General features: G+C 60.2%; 24 protein-coding genes and 1 pseudogene. 21 read left to right on the forward strand and 4 right to left on the reverse strand.

Features of this window, described 5'->3' with window-relative positions; genetic code table 11:
* The first annotated feature begins 262 nt into the window (after positions 1 to 262).
* The 10 genes from F8N85_RS03305 (at position 263) to F8N85_RS03355 (ending at position 13,294) form a co-directional block, all read left to right on the forward strand.
* On the forward strand, positions 263 to 2,482 hold the full coding sequence (locus F8N85_RS03305) for a primosomal protein N' (RefSeq protein ID WP_150802254.1): 2,220 nt from the start codon (positions 263 to 265) through the stop codon (positions 2,480 to 2,482).
* A gap of 232 nt (positions 2,483 to 2,714) precedes the next feature.
* Positions 2,715 to 4,451 (forward strand): arginine--tRNA ligase, encoded by a 1,737-nt coding sequence (gene argS / locus F8N85_RS03310; RefSeq protein ID WP_150802255.1) that lies wholly within the window; start codon positions 2,715 to 2,717, stop codon positions 4,449 to 4,451.
* Between the two features lies 1 nt (position 4,452).
* Positions 4,453 to 5,151, forward strand: coding sequence for an SPOR domain-containing protein (locus F8N85_RS03315; RefSeq protein ID WP_150802256.1), 699 nt, complete (start codon positions 4,453 to 4,455; stop codon positions 5,149 to 5,151).
* Positions 5,152 to 5,398: 247 nt separating this feature from the next.
* The gene (hslV, locus tag F8N85_RS03320; protein WP_150802257.1) at positions 5,399 to 5,929 is read left to right on the forward strand and encodes an ATP-dependent protease subunit HslV; all 531 of its coding nucleotides are present in this window, start codon (positions 5,399 to 5,401) and stop codon (positions 5,927 to 5,929) included.
* A 55-nt stretch (positions 5,930 to 5,984) separates the two neighbouring features.
* A complete protein-coding gene (hslU, locus tag F8N85_RS03325; protein ID WP_150802258.1) occupies positions 5,985 to 7,322 on the forward strand; it encodes an ATP-dependent protease ATPase subunit HslU in 1,338 nt (445 codons plus the stop codon).
* 190 nt (positions 7,323 to 7,512) lie between these two features.
* Positions 7,513 to 7,890 (forward strand): gamma-butyrobetaine hydroxylase-like domain-containing protein, encoded by a 378-nt coding sequence (locus F8N85_RS03335; RefSeq protein ID WP_150802259.1) that lies wholly within the window; start codon positions 7,513 to 7,515, stop codon positions 7,888 to 7,890.
* A 257-nt stretch (positions 7,891 to 8,147) separates the two neighbouring features.
* Positions 8,148 to 9,827 carry a class II poly(R)-hydroxyalkanoic acid synthase gene (gene phaC, locus F8N85_RS03340; protein ID WP_150802260.1) on the forward strand — a complete coding sequence of 560 codons (1,680 nt, stop codon included), beginning with the start codon at positions 8,148 to 8,150 and terminating at the stop codon, positions 9,825 to 9,827.
* Positions 9,828 to 9,960: 133 nt separating this feature from the next.
* On the forward strand, positions 9,961 to 10,818 hold the full coding sequence (phaZ, locus tag F8N85_RS03345; RefSeq protein WP_150802261.1) for a poly(3-hydroxyalkanoate) depolymerase: 858 nt from the start codon (positions 9,961 to 9,963) through the stop codon (positions 10,816 to 10,818).
* Positions 10,819 to 10,931: 113 nt separating this feature from the next.
* Entirely contained in the window at positions 10,932 to 12,611 is a 1,680-nt protein-coding gene (gene phaC / locus F8N85_RS03350) for a class II poly(R)-hydroxyalkanoic acid synthase (RefSeq protein WP_150802262.1), read from the forward strand.
* A gap of 62 nt (positions 12,612 to 12,673) precedes the next feature.
* Positions 12,674 to 13,294 carry a TetR/AcrR family transcriptional regulator gene (locus tag F8N85_RS03355; protein ID WP_150802263.1) on the forward strand — a complete coding sequence of 207 codons (621 nt, stop codon included), beginning with the start codon at positions 12,674 to 12,676 and terminating at the stop codon, positions 13,292 to 13,294.
* Positions 13,295 to 13,388: 94 nt separating this feature from the next.
* Here F8N85_RS03355 and F8N85_RS03360 read toward each other — a convergent pair whose 3' ends face one another.
* From F8N85_RS03360 to F8N85_RS03375, 4 genes are all read right to left on the reverse strand, one after another.
* The gene (locus tag F8N85_RS03360; protein WP_150802264.1) at positions 13,389 to 14,168 is read right to left on the reverse strand and encodes a phasin family protein; all 780 of its coding nucleotides are present in this window, start codon (positions 14,166 to 14,168) and stop codon (positions 13,389 to 13,391) included.
* Positions 14,169 to 14,178: 10 nt separating this feature from the next.
* A complete protein-coding gene (locus F8N85_RS03365; protein ID WP_150802265.1) occupies positions 14,179 to 14,601 on the reverse strand; it encodes a phasin family protein in 423 nt (140 codons plus the stop codon).
* A gap of 192 nt (positions 14,602 to 14,793) precedes the next feature.
* Complete coding sequence (locus F8N85_RS03370) at positions 14,794 to 15,078, reverse strand: polyhydroxyalkanoic acid system family protein (RefSeq protein ID WP_150802266.1); 285 nt, start codon at positions 15,076 to 15,078, stop codon at positions 14,794 to 14,796.
* A gap of 223 nt (positions 15,079 to 15,301) precedes the next feature.
* Positions 15,302 to 15,577, reverse strand: a complete 276-nt coding sequence (locus tag F8N85_RS03375) for a polyhydroxyalkanoic acid system family protein (protein WP_150802267.1) — start codon at positions 15,575 to 15,577, stop codon at positions 15,302 to 15,304.
* A gap of 155 nt (positions 15,578 to 15,732) precedes the next feature.
* Between F8N85_RS03375 and ubiE the strand changes: the two genes are divergently transcribed.
* The 11 genes and pseudogenes from ubiE to F8N85_RS35685 all read left to right on the forward strand — a co-directional run bounded on the left by ubiE (position 15,733) and on the right by F8N85_RS35685 (position 23,966).
* Positions 15,733 to 16,503, forward strand: a complete 771-nt coding sequence (gene ubiE / locus F8N85_RS03380; protein WP_007989286.1) for a bifunctional demethylmenaquinone methyltransferase/2-methoxy-6-polyprenyl-1,4-benzoquinol methylase UbiE — start codon at positions 15,733 to 15,735, stop codon at positions 16,501 to 16,503.
* A complete protein-coding gene (locus tag F8N85_RS03385) occupies positions 16,503 to 17,126 on the forward strand; it encodes an SCP2 domain-containing protein (protein ID WP_150802268.1) in 624 nt (207 codons plus the stop codon). Before ubiE ends, F8N85_RS03385 begins: the two co-directional genes overlap by 1 nt.
* Complete coding sequence (gene ubiB, locus F8N85_RS03390) at positions 17,123 to 18,727, forward strand: ubiquinone biosynthesis regulatory protein kinase UbiB (RefSeq protein WP_150802269.1); 1,605 nt, start codon at positions 17,123 to 17,125, stop codon at positions 18,725 to 18,727. Before F8N85_RS03385 ends, ubiB begins: the two co-directional genes overlap by 4 nt.
* A gap of 79 nt (positions 18,728 to 18,806) precedes the next feature.
* Positions 18,807 to 19,199 carry a phosphoribosyl-AMP cyclohydrolase gene (gene hisI / locus F8N85_RS03395; RefSeq protein ID WP_150802270.1) on the forward strand — a complete coding sequence of 131 codons (393 nt, stop codon included), beginning with the start codon at positions 18,807 to 18,809 and terminating at the stop codon, positions 19,197 to 19,199.
* A gap of 1 nt (position 19,200) precedes the next feature.
* On the forward strand, positions 19,201 to 19,533 hold the full coding sequence (locus F8N85_RS03400; protein WP_150802271.1) for a phosphoribosyl-ATP diphosphatase: 333 nt from the start codon (positions 19,201 to 19,203) through the stop codon (positions 19,531 to 19,533).
* A gap of 28 nt (positions 19,534 to 19,561) precedes the next feature.
* A complete protein-coding gene (locus F8N85_RS03405; RefSeq protein ID WP_150802272.1) occupies positions 19,562 to 19,846 on the forward strand; it encodes a twin-arginine translocase TatA/TatE family subunit in 285 nt (94 codons plus the stop codon).
* 10 nt (positions 19,847 to 19,856) lie between these two features.
* Positions 19,857 to 20,312, forward strand: coding sequence for a Sec-independent protein translocase protein TatB (gene tatB / locus F8N85_RS03410; RefSeq protein ID WP_150802273.1), 456 nt, complete (start codon positions 19,857 to 19,859; stop codon positions 20,310 to 20,312).
* Entirely contained in the window at positions 20,309 to 21,109 is an 801-nt protein-coding gene (gene tatC / locus F8N85_RS03415) for a twin-arginine translocase subunit TatC (protein ID WP_150644213.1), read from the forward strand. The genes tatB and tatC overlap by 4 nt, the downstream gene beginning before the upstream one ends.
* Complete coding sequence (locus F8N85_RS03420) at positions 21,106 to 21,813, forward strand: 16S rRNA (uracil(1498)-N(3))-methyltransferase (RefSeq protein ID WP_150802274.1); 708 nt, start codon at positions 21,106 to 21,108, stop codon at positions 21,811 to 21,813. The genes tatC and F8N85_RS03420 overlap by 4 nt, the downstream gene beginning before the upstream one ends.
* Before the next feature lie 347 nt (positions 21,814 to 22,160).
* A pseudogene (locus tag F8N85_RS35680) lies at positions 22,161 to 23,108 on the forward strand (methyl-accepting chemotaxis protein); the annotation flags it as partial.
* Positions 23,109 to 23,252: 144 nt separating this feature from the next.
* Complete coding sequence (locus tag F8N85_RS35685; RefSeq protein WP_412072477.1) at positions 23,253 to 23,966, forward strand: methyl-accepting chemotaxis protein; 714 nt, start codon at positions 23,253 to 23,255, stop codon at positions 23,964 to 23,966.
* Positions 23,967 to 24,013 lie beyond the last annotated feature (47 nt).

Here is a 24,013-nt window from a genome sequence, read left to right on the forward strand (position 1 = left end):
CAAGCTGTCCCGGGTGCCCCCCATCAGAAAAGGCCGTTCAATTTTGACGGCGTCTGTTGTTCGGTCCGGCGTTCCGGCCATGCGGCGTTGCCGCTCCTCCCCATAGCGCTATGGCTCGTCGCGGCGCCTTGCCTGACCAAGGCGTCGGGCCGATTAAAATCCACACGTCAACTCTTGAACGCTTTCCTAATGCAGGACACTACTCCAGTGGTCTGCTAGGCTCCGGGCCTTCTTCACCGCCCGCTTACCGAGAAATTCCCGCGTGCCCGACGCCATTCTGCGCCTCGCCCTGCCTTCGCCGCTGCGCCGCCTGTTCGACTACCGCGCCCCGGCGGGCGTCCTGCGTGCTCATCTGCATCCGGGCATGCGCCTGCGCGTGCCATTCGGTCGACGCGAGATGATTGGCATTCTGGTGGAGGTCACCAGCCACAGTGAAGTCCCGATAGAAAAACTCAAGCCAGCCCTGGCACTGCTCGACGCCATGTCGCCCTTGCCACCGGCGCTGTTCAAGCTGTGCCTGTGGACTTCTCAGTACTACCAGCACAGCCTGGGCGACACCCTGAGCTGGGCACTGCCAGTATTGCTGCGTCAGGGCGAACTGGCTGAAGCCCGTCAGGAACGCTTCTGGTCGATCAGCCCTGGCGCACGCGTCGACGATCCTCGCATCAGTCGGGCTCCCCGCCAGCGCGAAGCCCTGGCGACCCTGGCGCAACATCCCCACGGCGTGGCCCATCAGTTGCTCAGTAAACTGATGCTCAGCAAGGACAGCCTTGACCTGCTGCTGGCCAAAGACCTGGTGCAGGTGGAAATCCGCAAGCACGCCCCCAGCGAACGCCACGAACACTGGCTGGCGCAACCGGAGTTGCCGCTCAACCCGGAGCAACGCGCCGCCTATGAAGCGATTCGCGCAGGCTTCGACAGCTTTCACGCGTTCCTGCTGGCCGGGGTCACCGGCAGCGGCAAGCCCGAAGTCTATTTGCAGTTGATCCGCGAAACCCTGGAAGCCGGCAAGCAGGCACTGGTGCTGATTCCCGAGATCAACCTCGGCCCGCAAACCCTGGCGCGCTTCGAGCAGCGCTTCAACGCCCGTATCGCGCTGGTGCACTCGGCAGTCAACGACCGCGAACGGCTGGAAGCCTGGCTGGCGGCCCGGGACGGCGACGCCGACATCATTATCGGCACCCGCTCGGCACTGTTCACGCCGATGAAGAATCCCGGCCTGATCATCATCGATGAAGAACACGACGGCTCTTATAAACAGCAAGAGGGCCTGCGCTATCACGCCCGCGATCTGGCATTGGTGCGCGCGCGCCAGGAAAACATTCCGATCGTGCTCGGCTCAGCCACGCCTTCACTGGAAAGCCTGCACAACGCCTACACCGGCCGTTACGGCCTGCTGCGCCTGAATCAACGGGCCGGCGGCGCGCAACAACCGCGTTTCCTGCGCCTGGACGTTAAAAGCCGCCCGCTGGACAGCGGCATTTCCGGGCCGATGCAGCAAGCCATCGGCCAGACCCTTGCGGCCGGGCAGCAAGTATTGGTGTTCCTCAACCGCCGCGGCTTCGCGCCGACCCTGCTGTGCCACGACTGCGGCTGGATGTCCGAGTGCAATCGCTGCGATGCACGCATGACCGTGCATCAGCGCTCCGCTGAACTGCGCTGCCACCACTGCGGTTATGTCGAGCGTGTGCCCCGTCACTGCCCGAAATGCGGCAAGGTTGATCTGCGTCCCGTTGGCGCGGGAACTGAGCGAGCCGAAGAGCGGCTGGGGATTCTCTTTCCGGATTACCCGGTGTTGCGAGTTGACCGCGACAGCACCTCGCGCAAGGACGCAATGAATCAGCTGTTTGCTACCATCCAGAAAGGCCAGCCATGCATTTTGGTCGGCACGCAAATGCTCGCCAAAGGGCATCACTTCCCACGGGTAACCCTGGTGTCGATTCTGGATGCCGATGGTGGGCTGTTTTCCGGCGACTTCCGCGCCAGCGAACGCATGGCCCAGCTGATCGTTCAGGTCGCCGGACGTGCCGGGCGCGCCGAAGAGCCCGGCAAAGTGATTATTCAGACGCACCTGGCCGATCATCCGCTGCTGGTGCAATTGACCGAGCAAGGTTATTTCGCCTTTGCCGAACAGGCCCTGAGTGAACGCCGCGCTGCTGGCTTGCCGCCATTTGCGCATTTGGCACTGTTACGGGCCGAAGCGCATAAGCCGGGGCAAGCCGAGAGCTTTCTCGATGAGGCCTGCAGTGAGGCCGAACGCTTGCTGGGCGAGCAGAACCTGACCGGTATCGAGCTGCTCGGCCCGGTACCGGCGCCCATGGAACGCCGCGCCGGACGCTATCGCGCGCAGCTTTTGCTGCAAGCCAGCGCTCGGGCGCCACTGCATCGATTGCTCAGCAGTTGGCTGCTGGCGCTGGAGAAAATGCCCAGCGGGCGGCAGGTGCGTTGGTCGCTGGATGTGGACCCGGTGGATTTGTATTGATCGATAAATAGTCAAAAGATCGCAGCCTGCGGCAGCTCCTACGGGATTAATGCTTGCTGCCGCAGGCTGCGATCTTTAACGGTCTTGCCAGACGCGAAGATCTTCCTGCCAGGCTCCGCAGGTCTACAACCTGCCCACGAAGGTTGGCAAGCCCGCCTTCGCAACGGATAATGCCCAGTTTTTCCACCTGCGCATCGAAGCGCCACCGCGTCTGCGGTCGAAAGAGAAGACCATGAAAGACACCATTCGCCAGCTGATCCAGCAAGCCATCACCCAACTCGTCAACGAAGGTGTGTTGCCTGAAGGCCTGACGCCAGCGATTCAGGTGGAGAATTCCCGCGACAAGACCCACGGCGACTTCGCCAGCAACATCGCCATGATGCTGGCCAAGCCCGCCGGCATGAAGCCACGCGATCTGGCAGAAAAAATCATCGCTGCGCTGCCGGCTGACGAAAACGTCAGCAAGGCCGAAATCGCCGGCCCGGGCTTCCTCAATTTCTTCCAGAACACCCAGGCCCTGGCTTCGCGCCTGGACGCCGCGCTTGCCGATCCGAAAATCGGTGTGCGCAAAGCCGGTCCGGTGCAGCGCACGGTGGTCGACCTGTCGGCACCCAACCTGGCCAAAGAGATGCACGTTGGCCATCTGCGCTCGACCATCATCGGCGACGGCGTGGCGCGGGTTCTCGAGTTCCTTGGCGACACCGTGATCCGCCAGAACCACGTCGGCGACTGGGGCACCCAGTTCGGTATGCTGATGGCGTACCTGCAGGAAAACCCGATCAGCAGCGACGAGCTGTCGGACCTGGAAAACTTCTACCGCGCCGCCAAGCAACGCTTCGACGAATCCCCGGAGTTCGCTGATCGCGCCCGCGGCCTGGTGGTCAAGCTGCAAGCCGGTGATCCGGATTGCCTGGCCCTGTGGACGCACTTCAAAGACATCTCGTTGTCTCATTGCCAGAAAATCTACGACCTGCTGAACGTCAAACTGACCCCGGCCGACGTCATGGGCGAAAGTGCCTACAACGATGACCTGATCAACGTGGTCAACGACCTCAAGGCCAAGGGCATGCTGGTCGAGAGCAACGGCGCCCAATGCGTGTTCCTCGATGAATTCAAAAACGCCGACGGCGAGCCGCTGCCGGTGATCATCGTCAAGGCCGACGGTGGCTATCTCTACGCCACCACTGACCTTGCAGCCGTGCGTTATCGTAGCGGCGTGCTGAAAGCAGATCGCGCGCTGTACTTCGTAGACCAGCGTCAGGCCCTGCACTTCCAGCAGGTGTTCGCGGTGGCCCGCAAGGCAGGCTTCGTGACCCATCCGATGGAAATGGAGCACATGGGCTTCGGCACCATGAACGGCGCCGATGGTCGTCCGTTCAAGACCCGTGACGGCGGCACCGTGAAGCTGATTGATCTGCTGACCGAAGCTCAGGAGCGCGCTTACGCGCTGGTGAAAGAAAAGAATCCGGAGCTGGCCGAAACAGAATTGCGCAACATCGCCAAAGTCGTGGGCATTGGCGCGGTGAAATACGCCGACCTGTCCAAGCACCGTACCAGCGATTACAGCTTCAACTTCGACCTGATGCTCAACTTCGAAGGCAACACCGCACCTTACCTGCTGTACGCCTATACCCGGGTGGCCGGCGTGTTCCGCAAACTGGGCCAGGACTTCAGCCAGGTTCAAGGGCAGATCGTGCTCGAGGCTGCGCACGAACACGAGCTCGCCGCCAAACTGGCACAGTTCGGCGAAGTACTGAACAACGTCGGCGACAAGGGTACCCCGCACACCCTCTGCACCTATCTGTACGACGTTGCCGGGCTGTTCTCCAGTTTCTACGAGAACTGCCCGATCCTGACCGCCGAAACCCCGGCACAGATGCAGAGCCGCTTGCGGCTCGCGGCGCTGACCGGTCGCACACTCAAGCAAGGCCTGGAGCTGTTGGGTCTGGAAACTCTGGAGCGTATGTAAGTTGGCTGCCAAGAAAAAACCTGCACCCAAGCGTGGCGCCAGCCGTTACCAAGCTCCTGCAAAGCAACCGATCCCGGGCTGGCTATGGATGGCCATCGGCCTGACCGTGGGCGCGTTCATCGTTTTCCTGATGAAGCTCGATCCGGGCCAGGGCGATGACGTCAAGCGGGTCAAGCAAGAGCAGCAGAAAGCCACCAGGATCGCCGAAGCGAACAAGACGCCTCCGAGCCCGCAGCAACCGGTGAAGCCTAAGTACGACTTCTACACCCTGCTGCCGGAATCCGAGGTGATAGTGCCGCCGGATGCCGTGCCGGAGAAAACCTTGCCGACACCACAACCGGTACCCGTGGCTCCGGTGACGCCAGCCGAAGCGGCGAAGATCGACACTGCCCGGGCTCAGGCGGCACTCGCCGGCATTACCCCGCCACCGCCACCGCCGGTCTCGAAAGCGGCGCCAGTGACCAAGTTCTTCCTCCAGGCCGGCTCGTTCCGCAAAGAGGCGGATGCCGACAAGGTTCGTGCGCAGATTATTCTGCTGGGGCAAAGCGTGGCGGTTGAGTCCGGCACCGTGAAGGACGAGACCTGGTATCGGGTGTTGGTGGGGCCGTTCAGCAATCGTGAACAACTGACCACCGCGCAAAAACAATTGGCCGGCAGCGGTTTCAGCAATCTGTTGTTACAACAGCGCCAGAGCCGATAGGCGAAGGCCTGGGATAGCTCCTACAGAACAATGCAATAACTGTAGGAGCTGCCGCAGGCTGCGATCTTTTCGGAGGTTGGGGGTTCGCTAAAAAACTGAAGCAAGATCAAAAGATCGCAGCCTTCGGCAGCTCCTACGGGCCTCGCACCGCTCGTCCCCCTTGCCCTTGTGCAGTTGAAAAACGCCCCGCCACCCCCATATGAGTTCCCATCAGGGCATTTTCGCCCCGCAGCGTGGAGACTCTCCCTTGACCACCATCGTTTCAGTTCGCCGCCACGGCAAAGTCGTCATGGGCGGCGACGGCCAGGTTTCTCTCGGCAATACCGTGATGAAAGGCAACGCGAAAAAAGTTCGTCGCCTCTACCACGGTGAAGTCATTGCCGGTTTTGCCGGGGCCACCGCTGACGCCTTCACCCTCTTCGAACGCTTCGAAGGCCAGCTTGAGAAACATCAAGGTCACCTGGTTCGTGCCGCCGTCGAACTCGCCAAAGAATGGCGCACCGATCGCTCCCTCAGCCGCCTCGAAGCCATGCTCGCGGTCGCCAATAAAGATGCCTCTCTGATCATCACCGGCAACGGTGACGTGGTTGAGCCCGAAGAGGGCCTGATCGCCATGGGTTCCGGCGGCGGCTACGCTCAGGCCGCAGCCAGCGCCCTGCTGAAGAAAACCGATCTGTCGGCCCGGGAAATCGTCGAAACTGCCTTGGGCATCGCCGGCGACATCTGCGTATTCACCAACCACACCTTCACCATTGAGGAGCAGGACCTCGCTGAGTAAGCCTGTTCCGGCCTTAGTGCCACAGCTCACTTTTGCTTGAGGACCGCCAATTACTATGTCCATGACTCCCCGTGAAATCGTCCACGAACTCAATCGCCATATCATCGGCCAGGACGACGCCAAGCGCGCCGTCGCCATCGCGCTGCGTAACCGCTGGCGCCGGATGCAACTGCCCGAAGAGCTGCGCGTCGAAGTGACGCCGAAGAACATCCTGATGATCGGCCCGACCGGTGTCGGTAAAACCGAAATCGCCCGGCGCCTGGCCAAACTGGCCAATGCACCGTTCATCAAGGTCGAAGCCACCAAGTTCACTGAGGTCGGTTACGTCGGTCGCGACGTCGAATCGATCATCCGTGATCTGGCCGATGCGGCAATCAAGCTCCTGCGCGAGCAGGAAATGACCAAGGTTCGTCATCGCGCCGAAGACGCCGCCGAAGAGCGCATCCTCGATGCCTTGCTGCCACCGGCACGCATGGGCTTCAACGAAGATGCCGCGCCGAGCCAGGACTCCAACACCCGCCAGCTGTTCCGCAAGCGCCTGCGCGAAGGTCAGCTGGATGACAAGGAGATCGAAATCGAAGTGGCCGAAGTGTCTGGCGTCGATATCTCCGCGCCACCGGGCATGGAAGAAATGACCAACCAGTTGCAGAACCTGTTTGCCAACATGGGCAAGGGCAAGCGCAAGAGCCGCAAGCTCAAGGTCAAGGAAGCGCTGAAACTGGTCCGTGACGAAGAGGCCAGCCGTCTGGTCAATGACGACGAACTCAAGGCCAAGGCCCTGGAAGCGGTCGAACAGCACGGCATCGTGTTCATCGACGAAATCGACAAGGTCGCCAAGCGCGGTAACTCCAGTGGCATCGACGTCTCCCGTGAAGGCGTACAGCGCGATTTGCTGCCGCTGATCGAAGGCTGTACGGTCAACACCAAGCTGGGCATGGTCAAGACCGACCACATCCTGTTCATCGCCTCCGGCGCGTTCCACCTGAGTAAACCGAGCGACCTGGTGCCGGAGCTGCAAGGCCGCCTGCCGATCCGTGTCGAGCTCAAGGCCCTGAGCCCGCAAGATTTCGAACGCATCCTCAGCGAACCGCACGCCTCGCTCACCGAGCAATACCGCGAGCTGCTGAAAACCGAGGGTCTGGCTATCGAGTTCTTGCCCGACGGCATCAAGCGTCTGGCCGAAATCGCCTGGCAGGTCAATGAAAAAACCGAGAACATCGGTGCCCGTCGCCTGCACACTTTGCTCGAGCGCCTGCTCGAAGAGGTGTCGTTCAGTGCCGGCGACCTGGCCACCGCGCAGGACGCTCAACCGATTCGCATCGACGCTGACTACGTCAACAGCCACCTTGGCGAATTGGCGCAAAACGAAGATCTGTCCCGTTATATCCTGTAGATCAAACTCTCCCTTGTGAGAGCGGGCCTCTGTGGCGAGGGAGCTTGCTCCCGCTGGGCTGCGAAGCGGCCCCAAAACCGGCAAATGCGGTGTATCAGCCAGACCGCATTGGCCGGATTTACGACTGCTGCGCAGCCCAGCGGGAGCAAGCTCCCTCGCCACGGATTACCCCGCTTCGGACTATCGGCCCATGACCAAACTCCCCAGCGCCATCGAACTGCACAAAGCCTCGAAAACCCTGACGCTGAAATATGCGCCGGATGAGGTCTATCACCTGCCCGCCGAATTCCTGCGGGTGCACTCTCCCTCCGCCGAGGTCCAGGGCCATGGCAAACCTATCCTGCAATTTGGCAAGATCGGCGTCGGCCTGAGCAAGGTTGAACCGGCCGGTCAGTACGCACTGAAATTAACCTTCGACGACGGCCACGACAGTGGTCTGTTCACCTGGGATTACCTGTACCAGCTGGCAGTACGCCAGGACGATCTTTGGGCGGATTATCTTGCCGAGCTCAAAGCCGCCGGAAAAACCCGTGACCCTAACGAATCCATCGTCAAGCTGATGCTCTAACTCAGGCCTCTCGCTGTTTAGAAGGCATTTTCTAATTTCATCTGTTTGAATGCTCTGCCGCGCAGGCAGCGTTTGGCCCGCTTGCGAAAAAAATTAAACTCGGGTAACCAATGTAGCTGGCAGGTTCCCTGCAGTGCTCTCTGAACTAAAAAGCAGCGATGCAGAATTAACGGTCACCCGAGCAGTAGTACCAGGCGTTTGCTGTGTGACTTCACAGCGGGTCCCGGTACTCGCCTCAGGACAATGGAGCGTCGTAGATGAGTAACAAGAATAACGATGACTTGAATCGCCAAGCCTCGGAAAACACTCTGGGGCTCAATCCCGTCGTCGGCTTGCGTGGAAAAGATCTGCTTACCTCTGCTCGAATGGTCTTGACCCAGGCCATCAAGCAACCGATTCATAGCGTCAAGCACGTCGCGCATTTTGGCGTCGAGCTCAAGAATGTGATGTTCGGTAAATCCAAACTGCAGCCGGAAAGTGACGACCGTCGCTTCAACGATCCGGCCTGGAGCCAGAACCCGCTCTACAAACGCTATCTGCAAACCTATCTGGCATGGCGCAAGGAGCTGCACGACTGGATTGGTGACAGCAACCTGTCCGAAACGGACATCAACCGCGCGCATTTCGTGATCACCCTGATGACCGAGGCGATGGCCCCGACCAACAGTGCGGCCAACCCGGCGGCGGTCAAACGCTTCTTCGAGACGGGCGGCAAAAGCCTGCTTGACGGCCTCTCGCACCTGGCCAAGGATCTGATCAATAACGGCGGCATGCCGAGCCAGGTCAACATGGGTGCCTTCGAAGTCGGCAAGAGCCTGGGGACCACCGAAGGCTCGGTGGTCTTTCGCAACGACGTGCTCGAATTGATCCAGTACCGGCCGACCACCGAACAGGTGCATGAGCGCCCGCTGCTGGTGGTTCCGCCGCAGATCAACAAATTTTATGTGTTCGACCTGAGCCCGGATAAAAGCCTGGCGCGCTTCTGCCTGCGCAACCACCAGCAAACCTTCATCGTCAGCTGGCGCAATCCGACCAAGGCACAGCGCGAGTGGGGCCTGTCGACTTACATCGACGCACTGAAAGAAGCCGTCGACGTAGTCTCGGCCATCACCGGCAGCAAAGACATCAACATGCTCGGCGCCTGCTCCGGCGGGATCACCTGCACCGCGTTGCTCGGCCACTACGCCGCCCTCGGCGAGAAGAAGGTCAATGCCCTGACCCTGTTGGTCAGCGTGCTCGACACCACCCTCGACTCCCAGGTTGCGCTGTTCATGAACGAGCAGACCCTGGAAGCCGCCAAGCGCCACTCGTATCAGGCTGGCGTGCTGGAAGGCCGCGACATGGCGAAAGTCTTCGCCTGGATGCGTCCCAACGATCTGATCTGGAACTACTGGGTCAACAACTACCTGTTGGGCAACGAGCCTCCGGTCTTCGACATTCTGTTCTGGAACAACGACACCACCCGCTTGCCTGCGGCGTTCCACGGCGACCTGATCGAAATGTTCAAAAACAACCCACTGATCCGGGCCAATGCACTGGAAGTGAGCGGCACGCCGATCGACCTCAAACAGGTCACGGCCGACATCTACTCCCTGGCTGGCACCAACGATCACATCACACCCTGGAAGTCTTGCTACAAGTCGGCGCAACTGTTCGGTGGCAAGGTTGAATTCGTGCTGTCCAGCAGCGGGCATATCCAGAGCATCCTGAACCCGCCCGGCAACCCGAAGTCGCGCTACATGACCAGCACCGAGATGCCGGTCAAGGCTGAGGACTGGCAAGAAAACTCGACCAAGCACACTGACTCCTGGTGGCTGCACTGGCAGGCCTGGCAGGCCGAACGCTCGGGCAAACTGAAAAAATCCCCGACCAAACTGGGCAATAAGGCCTTTGCGCCAGGGGAAGCCGCACCGGGTACTTATGTACATGAACGCTAAGCTGTAGGCAGCCACGAAGTCCGCGGCACTCGGAGGTGCCGCGAGCCCTACCCAACACGGACGAGGCCAGACCTCGAATTTTCTGGAACAAGCTAGGAAGGCTTGCCAGCGGTTTAATCACAGGGCTTCCGAGATGTCGCAACCGTTCATATTTCGTACTCTCGACCTGGATGGACAAACCATCCGCACCGCAGTACGCCCTGGCAAACCTCATTTAACGCCCCTGCTGATTTTCAATGGCATCGGCGCCAACCTGGAGTTGGTGTTTCCATTCGTTCAGGCGCTCGACCCGGATCTGGAAGTGATTGCCTTCGACGTTCCCGGGGTCGGCGGCTCGTCGACACCCAGCAGCCCCTATCGCTTCCCTGGCCTGGCCAAACTGACCGCGCGCATGCTCGACTACCTGGATTACGGGCAAGTCAACGTCGTGGGTGTGTCCTGGGGTGGTGCGCTGGCCCAGCAATTTGCCTACGACTACCCGGAGCGCTGCAAAAAACTGGTGCTAGCAGCCACCGCGGCCGGTGTCTTTATGGTGCCGGGCAAACCGAAAGTCCTGTGGATGATGGCCAGCCCCAGGCGCTACATCCAGCCGTCCCATGTGATTCGCATTGCGCCGCTGATCTATGGCGGATCCTTCCGCCGCGACCCAAATCTGGCCGCCGAACACGCCAGCAAGGTGCGTTCGGGCGGCAAGCTGGGTTACTACTGGCAATTGTTTGCAGGCCTGGGCTGGACCAGCATTCACTGGCTGCACAAGATTCATCAACCGACTCTGGTGCTGGCGGGTGATGACGATCCACTGATCCCGCTAATCAATATGCGCATGCTGGCCTGGCGAATTCCAAACGCCCAGCTACACATAATCGACGACGGTCATTTATTCCTGATTACCCGGGCCGAAGCCGTAGCGCCGATCATCATGAAATTTCTCGAAGAAGAACGTCAGCGGGCCGTGATGCACCCGCACCCGACACCGTTCGGCAGGACTTAGCGTCTTGCGTATGTCGACAGGATCATTGCCTGCGCAAGAGCGCTCTGGACCGACTATCGTGTCTGTCTTGAATTGATGTGCTTGTTGAAGGCTTGACGAAGGAGTGTTGACTCATGAGAGACAAAGCAGCGCAGGGCTCGTTGCCCACCCCCGCGTTTATCAACGCTCAGAGTGCCATTACCGGTCTGCGCGGCCGGGATCTGTTCTCGACCCTGCGCAGCGTGGCCGCCCACGGCCTGCGGCACCCGGTGAAAAGCGCCCGTCATGCGCTGGCCCTGGGTGGTCAGCTGGGTCGCGTGCTATTGGGTGAAACGCTGCACACACCGAACCCTAAGGACAACCGGTTTGCCGACCCGGCCTGGAGTCTGAATCCGTTTTATCGGCGCAGCCTGCAGGCCTATCTGAGCTGGCAAAAACAGGTCAAAAGCTGGATCGACGAAAGCGGCATGAGCCCCGACGACCGCGCCCGTGCACACTTCGCCTTCGCCCTGCTCAATGACGCCGTATCGCCCTCCAATACGCTGCTCAACCCGCTGGCCATCAAGGAACTGTTCAATTCCGGCGGTAACAGCCTGGTCCGCGGCCTCAGCCATTTGTTCGACGACCTGTTGCACAACAACGGGCTGCCGAGCCAGGTCACCAAACACGCCTTCGAGATCGGCAAGACGGTAGCGACCACCACCGGCTCGGTAGTGTTTCGCAACGAACTGCTCGAGTTGATGCAATACAAGCCAATGAGCGAAAAGCAGTACAGCAAGCCGCTGCTGGTCGTGCCGCCGCAGATCAACAAGTACTATATTTTCGACCTCAGCCCGGGCAACAGCTTCGTCCAGTACGCGCTGAAAAATGGTCTGCAAGTGTTCATGGTCAGTTGGCGCAACCCGGATGTTCGTCATCGCGAATGGGGCCTGTCCAGTTATGTGGAGGCTCTGGAGCAAGCGATGAATGCCTGCCGCGCCATCAGTGGTGCGCGCGAAGTCAATCTGATGGGCGCCTGTGCCGGCGGGCTGACCATTGCCGCCCTGCAAGGTCATCTGCAAGCCAAGCGGCAACTGCGGCGGATCTCCAGCGCCACTTACCTGGTCAGCATGCTCGATAGCCAGATCGACAGTCCGGCCACCTTGTTCGCCGACGAGCAGACCCTCGAAGCCGCCAAGCGCCATTCCTATCAGCGAGGCGTACTCGAAGGGCGCGACATGGCCAAAGTCTTCGCCTGGATGCGCCCCAACGACCTGATCTGGAACTACTGGGTCAACAACTACCTGCTGGGCAAGGAACCGCCAGCCTTCGACATCCTGTACTGGAACAACGACAACACGCGCCTGCCCGCGGCATTGCATGGCGACCTGCTGGACTTCTTCAAGCACAACCCGCTGAGTCATCCGGGTGGCCTGGAGGTGTGCGGTACACCGATCGATCTGCAGAAGGTCAATGTCGACAGCTTCAACGTGGCCGGCATCAACGACCACATTACTCCGTGGGATGCGGTGTACCGCTCGACCTTGCTGCTGGGCGGCAATCGCCGCTTCATACTGTCCAACAGCGGACACATCCAGAGCATCCTCAACCCGCCGAGCAACCCCAAGGCCGGTTTCATCGAGAATCCCAAACTCAGCAGCGATCCACGCGCCTGGTATTACGATGGCACCCATGTCGAAGGCAGCTGGTGGCCACGGTGGCTGAGCTGGATTCAGGAACGCTCCGGGACCCAACGGGAAACCCTGATGGCTCTGGGCAACCAGAACTATCCACCGATGGAGGCGGCGCCAGGTACCTACGTGCGCGTGCGCTGAATGCTCTCTGGACCACGGTCGGGCTATTGGCCGTGGCATGACTCAACAACCAAGAAGACTGGATGAAAACCCGCGACCGGATCCTCGAATGTGCCCTGCAACTGTTCAACCAAAAGGGCGAACCGAATGTCTCCACCATGGAAGTTGCCAATGAGATGGGCATCAGCCCGGGCAACCTCTACTACCACTTTCACGGCAAGGAACCGCTGATCCTCGGCTTGTTCGAGCGCTTCCAGGCCGAACTGACGCCGCTGCTCGACCCGCCGGCGGATGCGCAACTGACCGCTGAAGATTACTGGCTGTTCCTGCACCTGATCGTCGAGCGGCTGGCGCACTATCGCTTTCTGTTTCAGGACCTGTCCAACCTGGCCGGGCGCTTACCGAAACTGGCCAAGGGCATTCGTAATCTGCTCAATGCCTTGAAGCGCACCCTGGCCTCATTGCTGGCACGCTTGCAAGCGCAGGGGCAACTGGTCAGCGAAACCCAGGCGCTGGGGCAATTGGTCGAACAGATCACCATGACGCTGCTGTTTTCCCTCGACTATCAACGGATTCTGGGGCGCGAGGGCGAAGTACGGGTAGTGGTTTACCAGATCATGATGCTGGTAGCGCCACACTTGCTGCCACCGGCGAAACTGGCGACCGAACAGATGGCGTTGCGGTATCTGGAAGAGCATGTGTGATCTTTTGCGCTCGATCAGGCACCGGAGGGTTTTCTGAGCAAAACAAAAACGCCCGACCTTTGCAGGCCGGGCGTTTTTGTCTGTCCCGAAAAAATCAGGACTGACTGGATGGCGTCGAAGGGATCGGCGCGACAGTCGGGGTGACCGCAGGGGTCGGAGCAGCTGCAGAGTTCGAAGAGCTGAACGCAGTGGCCGGTTTGGCCTCTACGGCTGGCTTCGGCGCTGCGGCTTTGGGCGCAGCTGGCTTCTTGGCCACCGGCTTCTTCGCCGCTGCTGGCTTGGCAGCAGGTTTCGCGGCAGGTTTGGCTGCTGCGGTTTTTGCTGCGGGCTTGGCTGCTACTTTGGCCGGGGCTTTTGCCGCTGGTTTGGCTGCCGGTTTAGCGGCGGCCTTTACCAGAGGTTTGGCCGCGGTTTTAGCGGCCGGTTTGGCCGCTGCGGTCTTGCTCGCCGGCTTGGTCACCGAAGCACCGGTCAGGCGTTCGATCTGCTTGGTCAGGGTATCGACCTTGCTGTGCAGCGCCTTGACTTCATTGCGGCTTGGCACGCCCAGACGCGAAATGGCGCTGTTGAGTCGCTTGTCGAAAGCCTCTTCCAGCTCGCCCCATTTGCCCAGTGCGCGGTCTTTGACATCACCGACACGGGACTTGGCCGATTGAGCCGAATCCTTGGCGGCATCGACTTTTTTACCGACGGCGTTCTTGGTGAGTTTCTCGGCTTTCTCTCCATCTTTGACCAGGGTATCGAAGAGTTTGCTGCCGTCAGTGTCGATCTTCGAGTACACGCCTAAACCAGCAAGCCAGATTTTGCGGGAGTAGTCTTCGACTTTCCCGATCCACGAGCTGCCTTCTTTTTCAGTATTCTTTTTACCAGCCATCCCGTTCTCCTTAATGTTTACGCGCGACACGTTCAAGCAATGCCGTCAGCCCATCGAGCTTAGCAGAGAGTGTCTCAACATCATGTTTAGACGCAATGCCGAATCGATTCAAGGCACTTGCGACGCGCGCGTCAAAAGCCTTCTCGACTTTATCGAGCTGCACTTCGACTTTGCCCTTGAAGCTGGTGACGTCACCCTTGACGTTATCGATCTGACTGTTGGCCGCTTCAAGTTGCTGATCCACAACTTTTTTTCCTTTCTTTTCAACAGCTTGACCAGTCTCGATCAGCTCCTGAATGTACTCGCTGCCTTCCTGGCCGACCTTGGCGTAGGCCCCCAGGCCTGCCAGCCAGATCTTGCGAGCGTAGGATTTCACTTCGCTCGGAGCGGTAGTTTCAACATCGGTTTTTTTCTTCAAAATTACTTTGGCCATGGTGCACCTCACGCGCAAAAGGTTTGAGGAACTGCCCGCAGGAATGAGGGCTTAGGCACAAAGTAGTGAGAAAAATTAGAAACATCACCCTAGGTTACGAAGCAATCCCGGAGTGATGAGGTGACGGGCAACAAAAGGTTCGAACGCCGGATCGACCGAGGCATCCAAACCTTCTCTACCAAAGAGAGGCGGTCAGGTCAGTGCGCTATCCAACACTTTATTGATTTCAGCTTCGATCAGACCCTTCAGCGCACGCTGCAGGAAATTGAGATCGACATACACCCGGAGCTCATCCTCGGCGACCTTGAGCTGCCCGGTAATACCGGTGAGGCCATGCTTGACCGAAGCGTTGTTGCCTGACCATTGATGCTTGAGCCCGTATTGCTGCGAGAGGTCCGTCACCAGAGCCCTGGCCTTGTCCATCGCGAGCTCGAGGCCTAACGCATGGAACCGTGTAATGCTTATTTCTTGAGCCATCTTTGACTTCCTTTTCTGTGGGGGTGAATCTCCATGAAGCCAATTCTAGCCCCGCAAAAAGTCGATCAAATCCCAGACATATTTAGTGCCTTTTGCTGACTGACTTGGCGTAGGTCCAGCAGCCGGGCGGCTCCGCCCGATTCTGGAAAGTGCCCATTGCGGGTTACAAGAAAACCCTATCTGTTTGCCGCTGCGTCCTACAGCGGAAACTGAAAAGTCACTATCACGCCAGGGCTTTATCCAGCGCCTTTTCGATTTCCGACTTGATCGTGCCGCTCATGGCCGACATCAGCAGGCCCAGTTCGACATCGACCTTGATCGAGTCCTCGCCCACATACACCGCACCTTTCACACCGGAGCGCCTGAGGTTCAGGGTGTCGCCTGACCACTGCGGTTCCAGGCCATATTGATCGGACAGTCTCTGCGCCAACTTGTCGGCCTTTTCGCGGGCCGCTTCCTTACCCAGGCCGTGGGCACGTTCAACACTAATACGGGCCATCGAATGACTCCTGCTTTATCGGGACTTGCTCAAGACATCTTGACCTCGCCTGCGTCAAAACGTCCCGGCGGTTGCCTATCTTACCTTCAGCCTTGCCAAGACAAAGCAGGCCACCGGGATTAGAATGTCCCGCATTCTCTTCTGGTGACAGCGATATGACTGATCAGCGCAAAGGCAGCGATGCCGAACCCACCACTCACTTCGGCTTCAAAAACGTTCCGGAAAGCCAAAAGGCGGAAAAAGTCGCTGAGGTTTTCCACTCCGTAGCGGCCAAGTACGACTTGATGAACGACCTGCTGTCGGGCGGCATGCATCGGCTGTGGAAGCGCTTCGCGATCGAGCTGTCCGGCGTACGCACCGGCAACCGCGTGCTGGACATCGCGGGTGGTACCGGTGACCTGACCAGAAAGTTCTCGCACCTGGTAGGCCCGACCGGTCAGGTGGTATTGGCTGACATCAACGAATCCATGCTCAAGGTCGGTCGCGATCGTTTGCTGGATCTGGGTGTGGCCGGCAATGTCGAGTTCGTCCAGGCCGACGCTGAAAAGCTGCCGTTCCCGGACAACCATTTCGACTGCGTGACCATTGCCTTCGGCCTGCGCAACGTGACCCATAAGGAAGATGCCCTGCGCTCCATGTTGCGGGTGCTCAAACCCGGTGGCCGGCTGCTGGTACTGGAGTTCTCCAAGCCGACCAATGCGTTGATGTCCAAGGCCTACGATGCCTATTCGTTCGCCTTCATGCCGCTGATGGGCAAGCTGATCACCAATGACTCGGAAAGCTACCGCTACCTGGCCGAGTCGATCCGCATGCACCCCAACCAGGAAACCCTGAAGTCGATGATGGTCGAGGCCGGTTTCGACCGCGTGACCTATCACAACATGACCGCCGGCATCGTCGCCCTGCATCGCGGCATCAAGCCCTGATGCTGCTCAGCGGCCTGCTGGTCGGCGTCGAACTTGGCCTCAACCGCGTGCTTCGTCTCGACAGCACGGCGCTGCCGCGCCTGCAGCACTTGAGTGGCAAGGTGATCGCTGTCGACTGCCGCAGCCCGGCGTTGCAACTGTTCATCATGCCCAGCGATGAAGGCTTGATGCTCGCCGCCCACTGGGCCGCCGAAGCCGACTGCACCTTGCGCGCTCCGGCGTCGAGCTTGTTGAGCCTGGCGCTGAGCAAGGACAAGACCGCCGTGCTGCATGGCCCCGAGGTCGAACTCGAAGGTGACAGCGCGGTGCTGCTGGACCTGGCGGCGATACTGCAGGACCTCGAGCTGGACTGGGAGTACGAACTCTCCCGCTGGCTCGGTCCGGTCGCCACGCAATTGATTGGTGGCCATCTTCGCAGCCGCGCACAGTGGTACCAGCAGGGCTTCGCCAGCCTGAACCAGAACCTCGCCGAGTACCTCAGCGAAGAGTCGCGCACCCTGGTGGGCCAACGCGAAGCCGAAGCCCGTTTTAGTGAACTGGACCAGATCAAGCTTGATCTGGAACGTCTTGAGGCGCGCTTCGAGCGCCTTTCCCGATCCCTTGATTCAAGCGATAACGCATGAAGCTGCTTGCCGTCCGCCGTTTGTTGCGCATCCAGCGCGTCGTGATCCGCTACCGCCTCGATGACCTGTTGTTCGCCCTGCCACTGCCCTGGTTTCTCCTGGCGCTGCGCTACGCCTTGCCGTGGCGCTGGTTCCCGCGCAAGACACTGACACTGACTCGCGGTGCGCGTCTGCGCCTGGCGTTGCAGGATCTGGGGCCGATCTTCATCAAGTTCGGGCAGATTCTTTCCACTCGCCGCGACCTGCTGCCCGAAGACATCGCCGACGAGCTGATGCTGCTGCAAGACCGCGTGCCGCCGTTCGATTCGCAAGTGGCGATAGACCTGATCGAAAGCCAGCTCGGCAAGAAAATCAGCGAAGTCTTCAGCCGTTTCGACTTCGAACCGCTGGCCTCCGCGTCGGTGGCACAGGTTCATGCCGCACAGCTGAAAAGCGGTGAAGAAGTGGTGGTCAAGGTCATCCGCCCGGGCCTCAAGCCGATCATCGCCCAGGATCTGGCCTGGCTGTTCATCCTCGCCCGCGCTGCGGAAAAACTCTCCGCCGATGCCCGTCTATTGCACCCGGTGGACGTGGTCCAGGACTACGAAAAAACCATCTACGACGAGCTCGATCTGCTGCGCGAGGCGGCCAATGCCAGCCAGCTCAAGCGCAACTTCGACGGGTCGCCGCTGCTGTATGTGCCGCAAGTCTATTGGGACTGGTGCCGACCGAAAGTGCTGGTGATGGAGCGCATCTACGGTATTCAGGTCACCGACCTGGCCACCCTGGCCGACCAGCGCACCGACATGAAAATGCTCGCCGAACGCGGCGTGGAGATTTTCTTCACCCAAGTGTTCCGCGACAGTTTCTTCCACGCCGACATGCACCCCGGCAATATCTTCGTCAGCACCGTGCAGCCGTGGAGCCCGCAGTACATTGCCATCGACTGTGGCATCGTCGGCAGCCTGACGCCGGAAGACCAGGATTATCTGGCGCGCAACCTGTTCGCCTTCTTCAAGCGCGACTACCGCCGCGTCGCCCAGCTGCATATCGACTCCGGCTGGGTACCGGCGGAAACCAAGCTGAATGAATTCGAAGCGGCGATCCGGACCGTTTGCGAGCCGATATTCGAGAAACCGTTAAAAGATATTTCCTTCGGTCAGGTGCTGATGCGCCTGTTCCAGACTGCACGGCGCTTTAACATGGAAGTGCAGCCGCAGCTGGTTCTCTTGCAGAAAACCCTGCTGAACATCGAAGGCCTGGGTCGTCAGCTGTACCCCGAACTGGATCTGTGGAACACCGCCCAGCCGTTCCTCGAACGCTGGATGCGCGAGCGGGTCAGCCCCAAAACCTTGCTGGGCAACCTGCAGAGCCAGGTCGAGCAACTACCGCACCTGGCCAACATGACCCGCGACCTGCTGGAGCGCATGTCGCAACCACATGCGTCCAATGCGCCACCCGCCTGGCATCGACGCAAGGACGACTGGTTCCTGCGCCTGCTCGGCTGCGCCCATCTGGCTGGCGGCACGGTACTCGCTGCCGGCGGCCCATTGAATGAATTGGGGCACTGGCCGGCCGGAATCATGGTGGCGGTCGGTTTGTATCTGGTCGTGCGCCGATAGCCAGCAACGCGTGCTGCTGGCACACTGTTTCAACGCCTGGGCACAGCAATAAGCGCTGCGCCGGTTGTCGGAGTCGAAGATGAAAGATTGGCTGGACGAGATCAAATGGGACAATGACGGCCTGGTGCCGGCGATTGCTCAGGATCACAAGACCGGGCGCGTACTGATGATGGCCTGGATGAACCGCGAAGCGCTGGAACTGACCGCTGCCGAGAACCGCGCCATCTACTGGTCGCGTTCCCGTGGCAAACTGTGGCGCAAGGGCGAAGAGTCCGGGCACGTACAACAGCTGCACGAGATGCGCCTGGACTGTGACGCCGATGTGATCATCCTGATGGTCGAACAGGTCGGCGATATCGCCTGCCATACCGGCCGCCAAAGCTGCTTCTACCGCGTCTACGAAAACGGCGACTGGAAGACTGTCGACCCGGTACTCAAAGACCCGCACGCTATTTATTCGGCAGGACACTGAGATGACTGACACCCTGACCCGCCTGGCCCAAGTGCTGGAAGAGCGCAAAGGCGCTGCCGCCGATAGTTCGTATGTCGCCAGCCTGTACCACAAGGGCCTGAACAAGATTCTGGAAAAGGTCGGTGAGGAATCGGTTGAAACCATCATCGCCGCCAAGGACGCCGCCATCAGCGGCGATTGCAGCGATGTGATCTATGAAACCGCCGATTTATGGTTCCACAGTATGGTCATGCTCGCCCAACTGGGGCAGCATCCACAGGCTGTGCTGGATGAACTGGACCGGCGCTTCGGTCTGTCCGGACACGCTGAGAAAGCCTCGCGCCCGTCCGCTTGAATAACGCTTTTAAGAGAGGAATCGCAGCATGGGTATTTTTGACTGGAAACACTGGGTCGTCATCCTGGTTGTCGTGGTACTGGTGTTCGGCACCAAGAAACTGAAAAACCTCGGCACTGACGTCGGCGAGTCGATCAAGGGCTTTCGCAAGGCCATGAACGACGATGAGAAACCTGCTGATCCGACAGTGACACCGGCTCAACCGGTACCACCGGCACAACCGGCACAACCACAGGCTTCGACACTGAACGAGCCGCACACCATCGACGTGCAAGCACAAAAAGTCGAAGAGCCGATCCGCAAAGACTCGTGAGCACTGACTAATGTTTGGTATCAGCTTCTCTGAACTGCTGCTCGTCGGCCTCGTCGCGCTGCTGGTGCTCGGCCCTGAACGCCTGCCGGGTGCCGCGCGCACGGCCGGCCTGTGGGTCGGACGCCTGAAACGCAGTTTCAACGCGATCAAACAGGAAGTTGAACGGGAAATCGGTGCCGACGAGATTCGTCGGCAACTGCACAACGAACATATTCTGTCGCTGGAGCAAGAAGCGCGGAAGATTCTCGCGCCGCAACAGCAGACGCCGAGCACCTTCGAGCCAGTGGCGGAGCAGTCGATCCATGCTCCGGCGCAGGTCGCCACGGCTGCCGAGCCGGCGCCAGCAGCAGCCGTCAAACCGGCTGAACCGACTGTCGGCTCGCCTGCGACAGAAACTGTTTCTCCTGCGGCGGCACCCAGTACGCCTGCCCCCCTCGACCCCACTTTGCCGCCGCGAGCCCCATGAGCGCTGATAAACCGGAAAACGACCAGCACATGCCGCTGGTTTCGCACCTCACCGAGTTGCGCACCCGCCTGCTGCGTTGTGTCGCGGCGATTTTTGTGATTTTTGCCGGGCTGTTCGCTTTCACCCAGCAGATCTACACCTTCGTCTCCACGCCACTGCGCGAATACCTGCCGGTGGGCGCGACGATGATCGCCACCGATGTGTCCTCGCCGTTCCTCACGCCGCTCAAGCTGACGATGATGGTCTCGCTGTTTCTGGCGATCCCGGTGATCCTGCATCAGATCTGGGGCTTTATCGCGCCGGGCCTGTACAAGCACGAGAAGCGCATCGCAGTGCCCTTGCTGGTCTCGAGCATCATGCTGTTCTACACCGGAATGGCTTTCGCCTACTTCCTGGTGTTCCCGCTGATCTTCAAGTTCTTCGCCGCTGCCACCCCGGCCGGCGTGGAGATGATGACCGACATCACCAGCTACCTCGATTTCGTCATGACGCTGTTCTTCGCCTTCGGCGTTGCCTTCGAAATCCCGGTAGCCGTGGTGCTGCTGGTATGGATCGGTGTGGTCGACGTCAAATACCTGAAGAAAATCCGCCCGTATGTGGTCATCGGCTGCTTCGTGGTCGGCATGATCCTCACTCCGCCGGACATCTTCTCGCAGACCTTGCTGGCGGTGCCCATGTGGTTCCTGTTCGAAATCGGCATCCTTTTTGGCAGCCTGATCAGCAAGCGCGGCGAGCATCCGGACGACCAACCTGTCGACAGCGACCACGACGACCAGCCGCCAGCGACCCAAGCGTGAATCTGCTGCTTCTGGAAGAGGCCGACTTCATTGCGGCCGACCGGGTGATCCTGCGTGATCGACGCTTGACCCATATGCAGGAAGTCCATCGCAGCGCTGTCGGTGACAGCCTGCGGGTCGGGCGCATCGGCGGGTTGATGGGCTCAGCCGAGGTACTGCGCCTGGAAGCCAGCGAGGCGGAATTGCGGATCAGCCTCGACCAGCCCCCACCAGCGAAACTGCCGCTGACCCTGCTGCTGGCCCTGCCACGGCCGAAGATGCTCCGTCGGGTACTGCAAACCGTCGCCGCCATGGGCGTGCCACGGGTGGTGCTGGTGAACAGCTACCGGGTCGAGAAGAGCTTCTGGCAGACCCCATTCCTTGAGCCGCAAGCGGTTCGCGAGCAACTGATCCTCGGCCTGGAACAAGCCAGAGACAGCGTGCTGCCGCACATCATCATCGAGAAACGCTTCAAGCCTTTCGTCGAAGACCGCCTGCCAGCGATGACCGAAGGCACCCTCGGACTGGTGGGGCATCCGGGCAACTATCCGCCCTGCCCACGCGGGCTGGACGAACCGGTGACCCTGGCGATCGGCCCTGAAGGCGGCTGGATTCCCTACGAAATCGACCTGCTGGCCAAGGCTGGCCTGCAACCGGTACAGCTCGGCGAGCGCATCCTGCGGGTCGAGACGGCTGTGACAGCCCTCCTTTCCCGATTGTTCTAAGTCCAGCAAAAAAGCCCCTGTGGCGAGGGAGCTTGCTCCCGCTGGAGCGCGAAGCGGTCCAAAAAACGGTCACCGCGTTTTATCAGGCAGAACGCATTAGCTGATTTTACGACCGCTTCGCGGCCGAGCGGGAGCAAGCTCCCTCGCCACAGTAAGCAGCTTCGCATCTACAGATTCCGGCCGGCCTGCCGATACACTCCTGATAGACCCATCCATGCGTCAAGGGAGTTCACAGCATGTATCGTTGGCTAGCCCAAAACCTGGGAAATGTGAGCGTCAATCTGAAACTCGGCATCGGCTTCGGCCTGGTGCTGCTGCTGACCCTACTGATTACCTTCACCGGCTGGATGGGCCTGAGTAGCCTGATTGAGCGCAGCGACAAGCTGGCCTACATCTCCACGCTGAACGAGCTGACCAAAGACCTGCGCATTGCCCGCATGGACTACGACATGCGCCGCGGCGAACAAGGTCCGGCAGTCGTCAGCGATCTGCTGAACCAGCTGGACGAAGGCCTGCAAGTCGCACGCAAACGGCTTCAACAGCCCGACAACATTGCCATGCTCGACACACAGTTGGCCGCCGTAAACGAATACAAACGCGCCTTCGCCGACATGACCCAGGCAACCGCGAACCGCGAAGCCAGCCGCGCCAGACTCGGCGCCAGCGCCGATAATGCCATGGCCCGCGTGGCGGAAGTCGAGAAGTCCGTGCTGCAAGGTGACAGCGGCGCCGAGTTCAACAACGTGATCGAGTTGAGCAAGTTGGTCCAGCAAGCGCGCTTCCAGGTTCGCGGCTACACCTATAGCGCCAAGGCCGAGGCTGAAAAGCCGGCGCTGGACGCCATCGACAATGCCCTGAACAACCTCGAGAGCTTGCCCGACAAACTGCCGGAACAGCATATCGCCAACCTGCAACAGGCTACCGAGTCGCTCAAAGACTATCGAACGACATTCAGCCAGTTCCGCGACTCCCAGGTGGCCAGCGCCGCGGCCCTGAAACGCATGGCAGACCAGGGCAGCATCCTGCTCGACATGAGCAAGCAACTGACCGCCGCGCAAATCACCCAGCGTGACAGCGATGCAGCGCGAGCCAAAAGCACCTTGGAGCTGGTGACCGTGCTGACGCTGCTGTTCGGCCTACTCGCCGCCTGGGCCATCACCCGGCAGATCGTCATTCCGCTGCAACAGACCCTGACCGTGGTCGAGCGCGTGGCTGCTGGCGATCTCAGCCAGGACCTCGACGTCCAGCGCCGCGATGAGCTCGGTCAACTGCAACGCGCCATGCAACGCATGACCGTCGGCCTGCGGGAACTGATCGGCGGCATCGGCGAGGGCGTGACGCAGATCGCCAGCGCCGCCGCCCAGCTGTCAGCCGTCACTGAACAGACCAGCGCCGGAGTCAACAGCCAGAAGGTCGAGACCGACCAGGTCGCCAGCGCCATGCATGAGATGACTGCCACCGTGCAGGAAGTCGCACGCAATGCCGAAGAGGCCTCGGAAGCCGCCGTCGCCGCCGACCAGCAGGCCCGTGAAGGCGATAAGGTGGTCGGCGAAGCCATCGCGCAGATCGAACGCCTGGCCACCGAGGTCGGCAACTCCACCGAGGCCATGAGCCATCTCAAGCGCGAAAGCGACAAGATCGGCAGCGTGCTCGACGTGATCAAGTCAGTGGCGCAACAGACCAACCTGCTGGCGCTCAACGCGGCTATTGAAGCCGCTCGTGCCGGTGAGGCCGGACGCGGTTTCGCAGTGGTCGCCGATGAGGTGCGCAGCCTCGCCCAGCGCACCCAGAAGTCCACCGAGGAAATCGAAGAACTGATCATCGGCTTGCAAAGCGGCACCCAGCAAGTCGCCACCATCCTGGACAACAGCCGCAGCCTGACCGACAGCAGCGTCGAGTTGACCCGGCGCGCCGGCGGCTCGCTGGCCAATATCACCCGAACCGTGTCAGCGATCCAGGCGATGAACCAACAAATCGCCGCCGCCGTCGAACAGCAAAGCGCCGTGGCCGAAGAGATCAACCGCAGCGTGCTGAATGTGCGAGATGTGTCGGAGCAGACCTCTGCAGCCAGTGAAGAGACCGCCGCTTCCAGCGTCGAGCTGGCGCGATTGGGGACTCATCTGCAGATGTTGGTGGGCAGGTTCAAGGTTTAGAGGGTGATGCGGATGCCTCGGTTTATCTGAAACCGAGGCGATGCCAT

The organism is Pseudomonas fluorescens (assembly GCF_902497875.1).
Classification (GTDB): Bacteria; Pseudomonadota; Gammaproteobacteria; order Pseudomonadales; family Pseudomonadaceae; genus Aquipseudomonas; species Aquipseudomonas fluorescens_BR.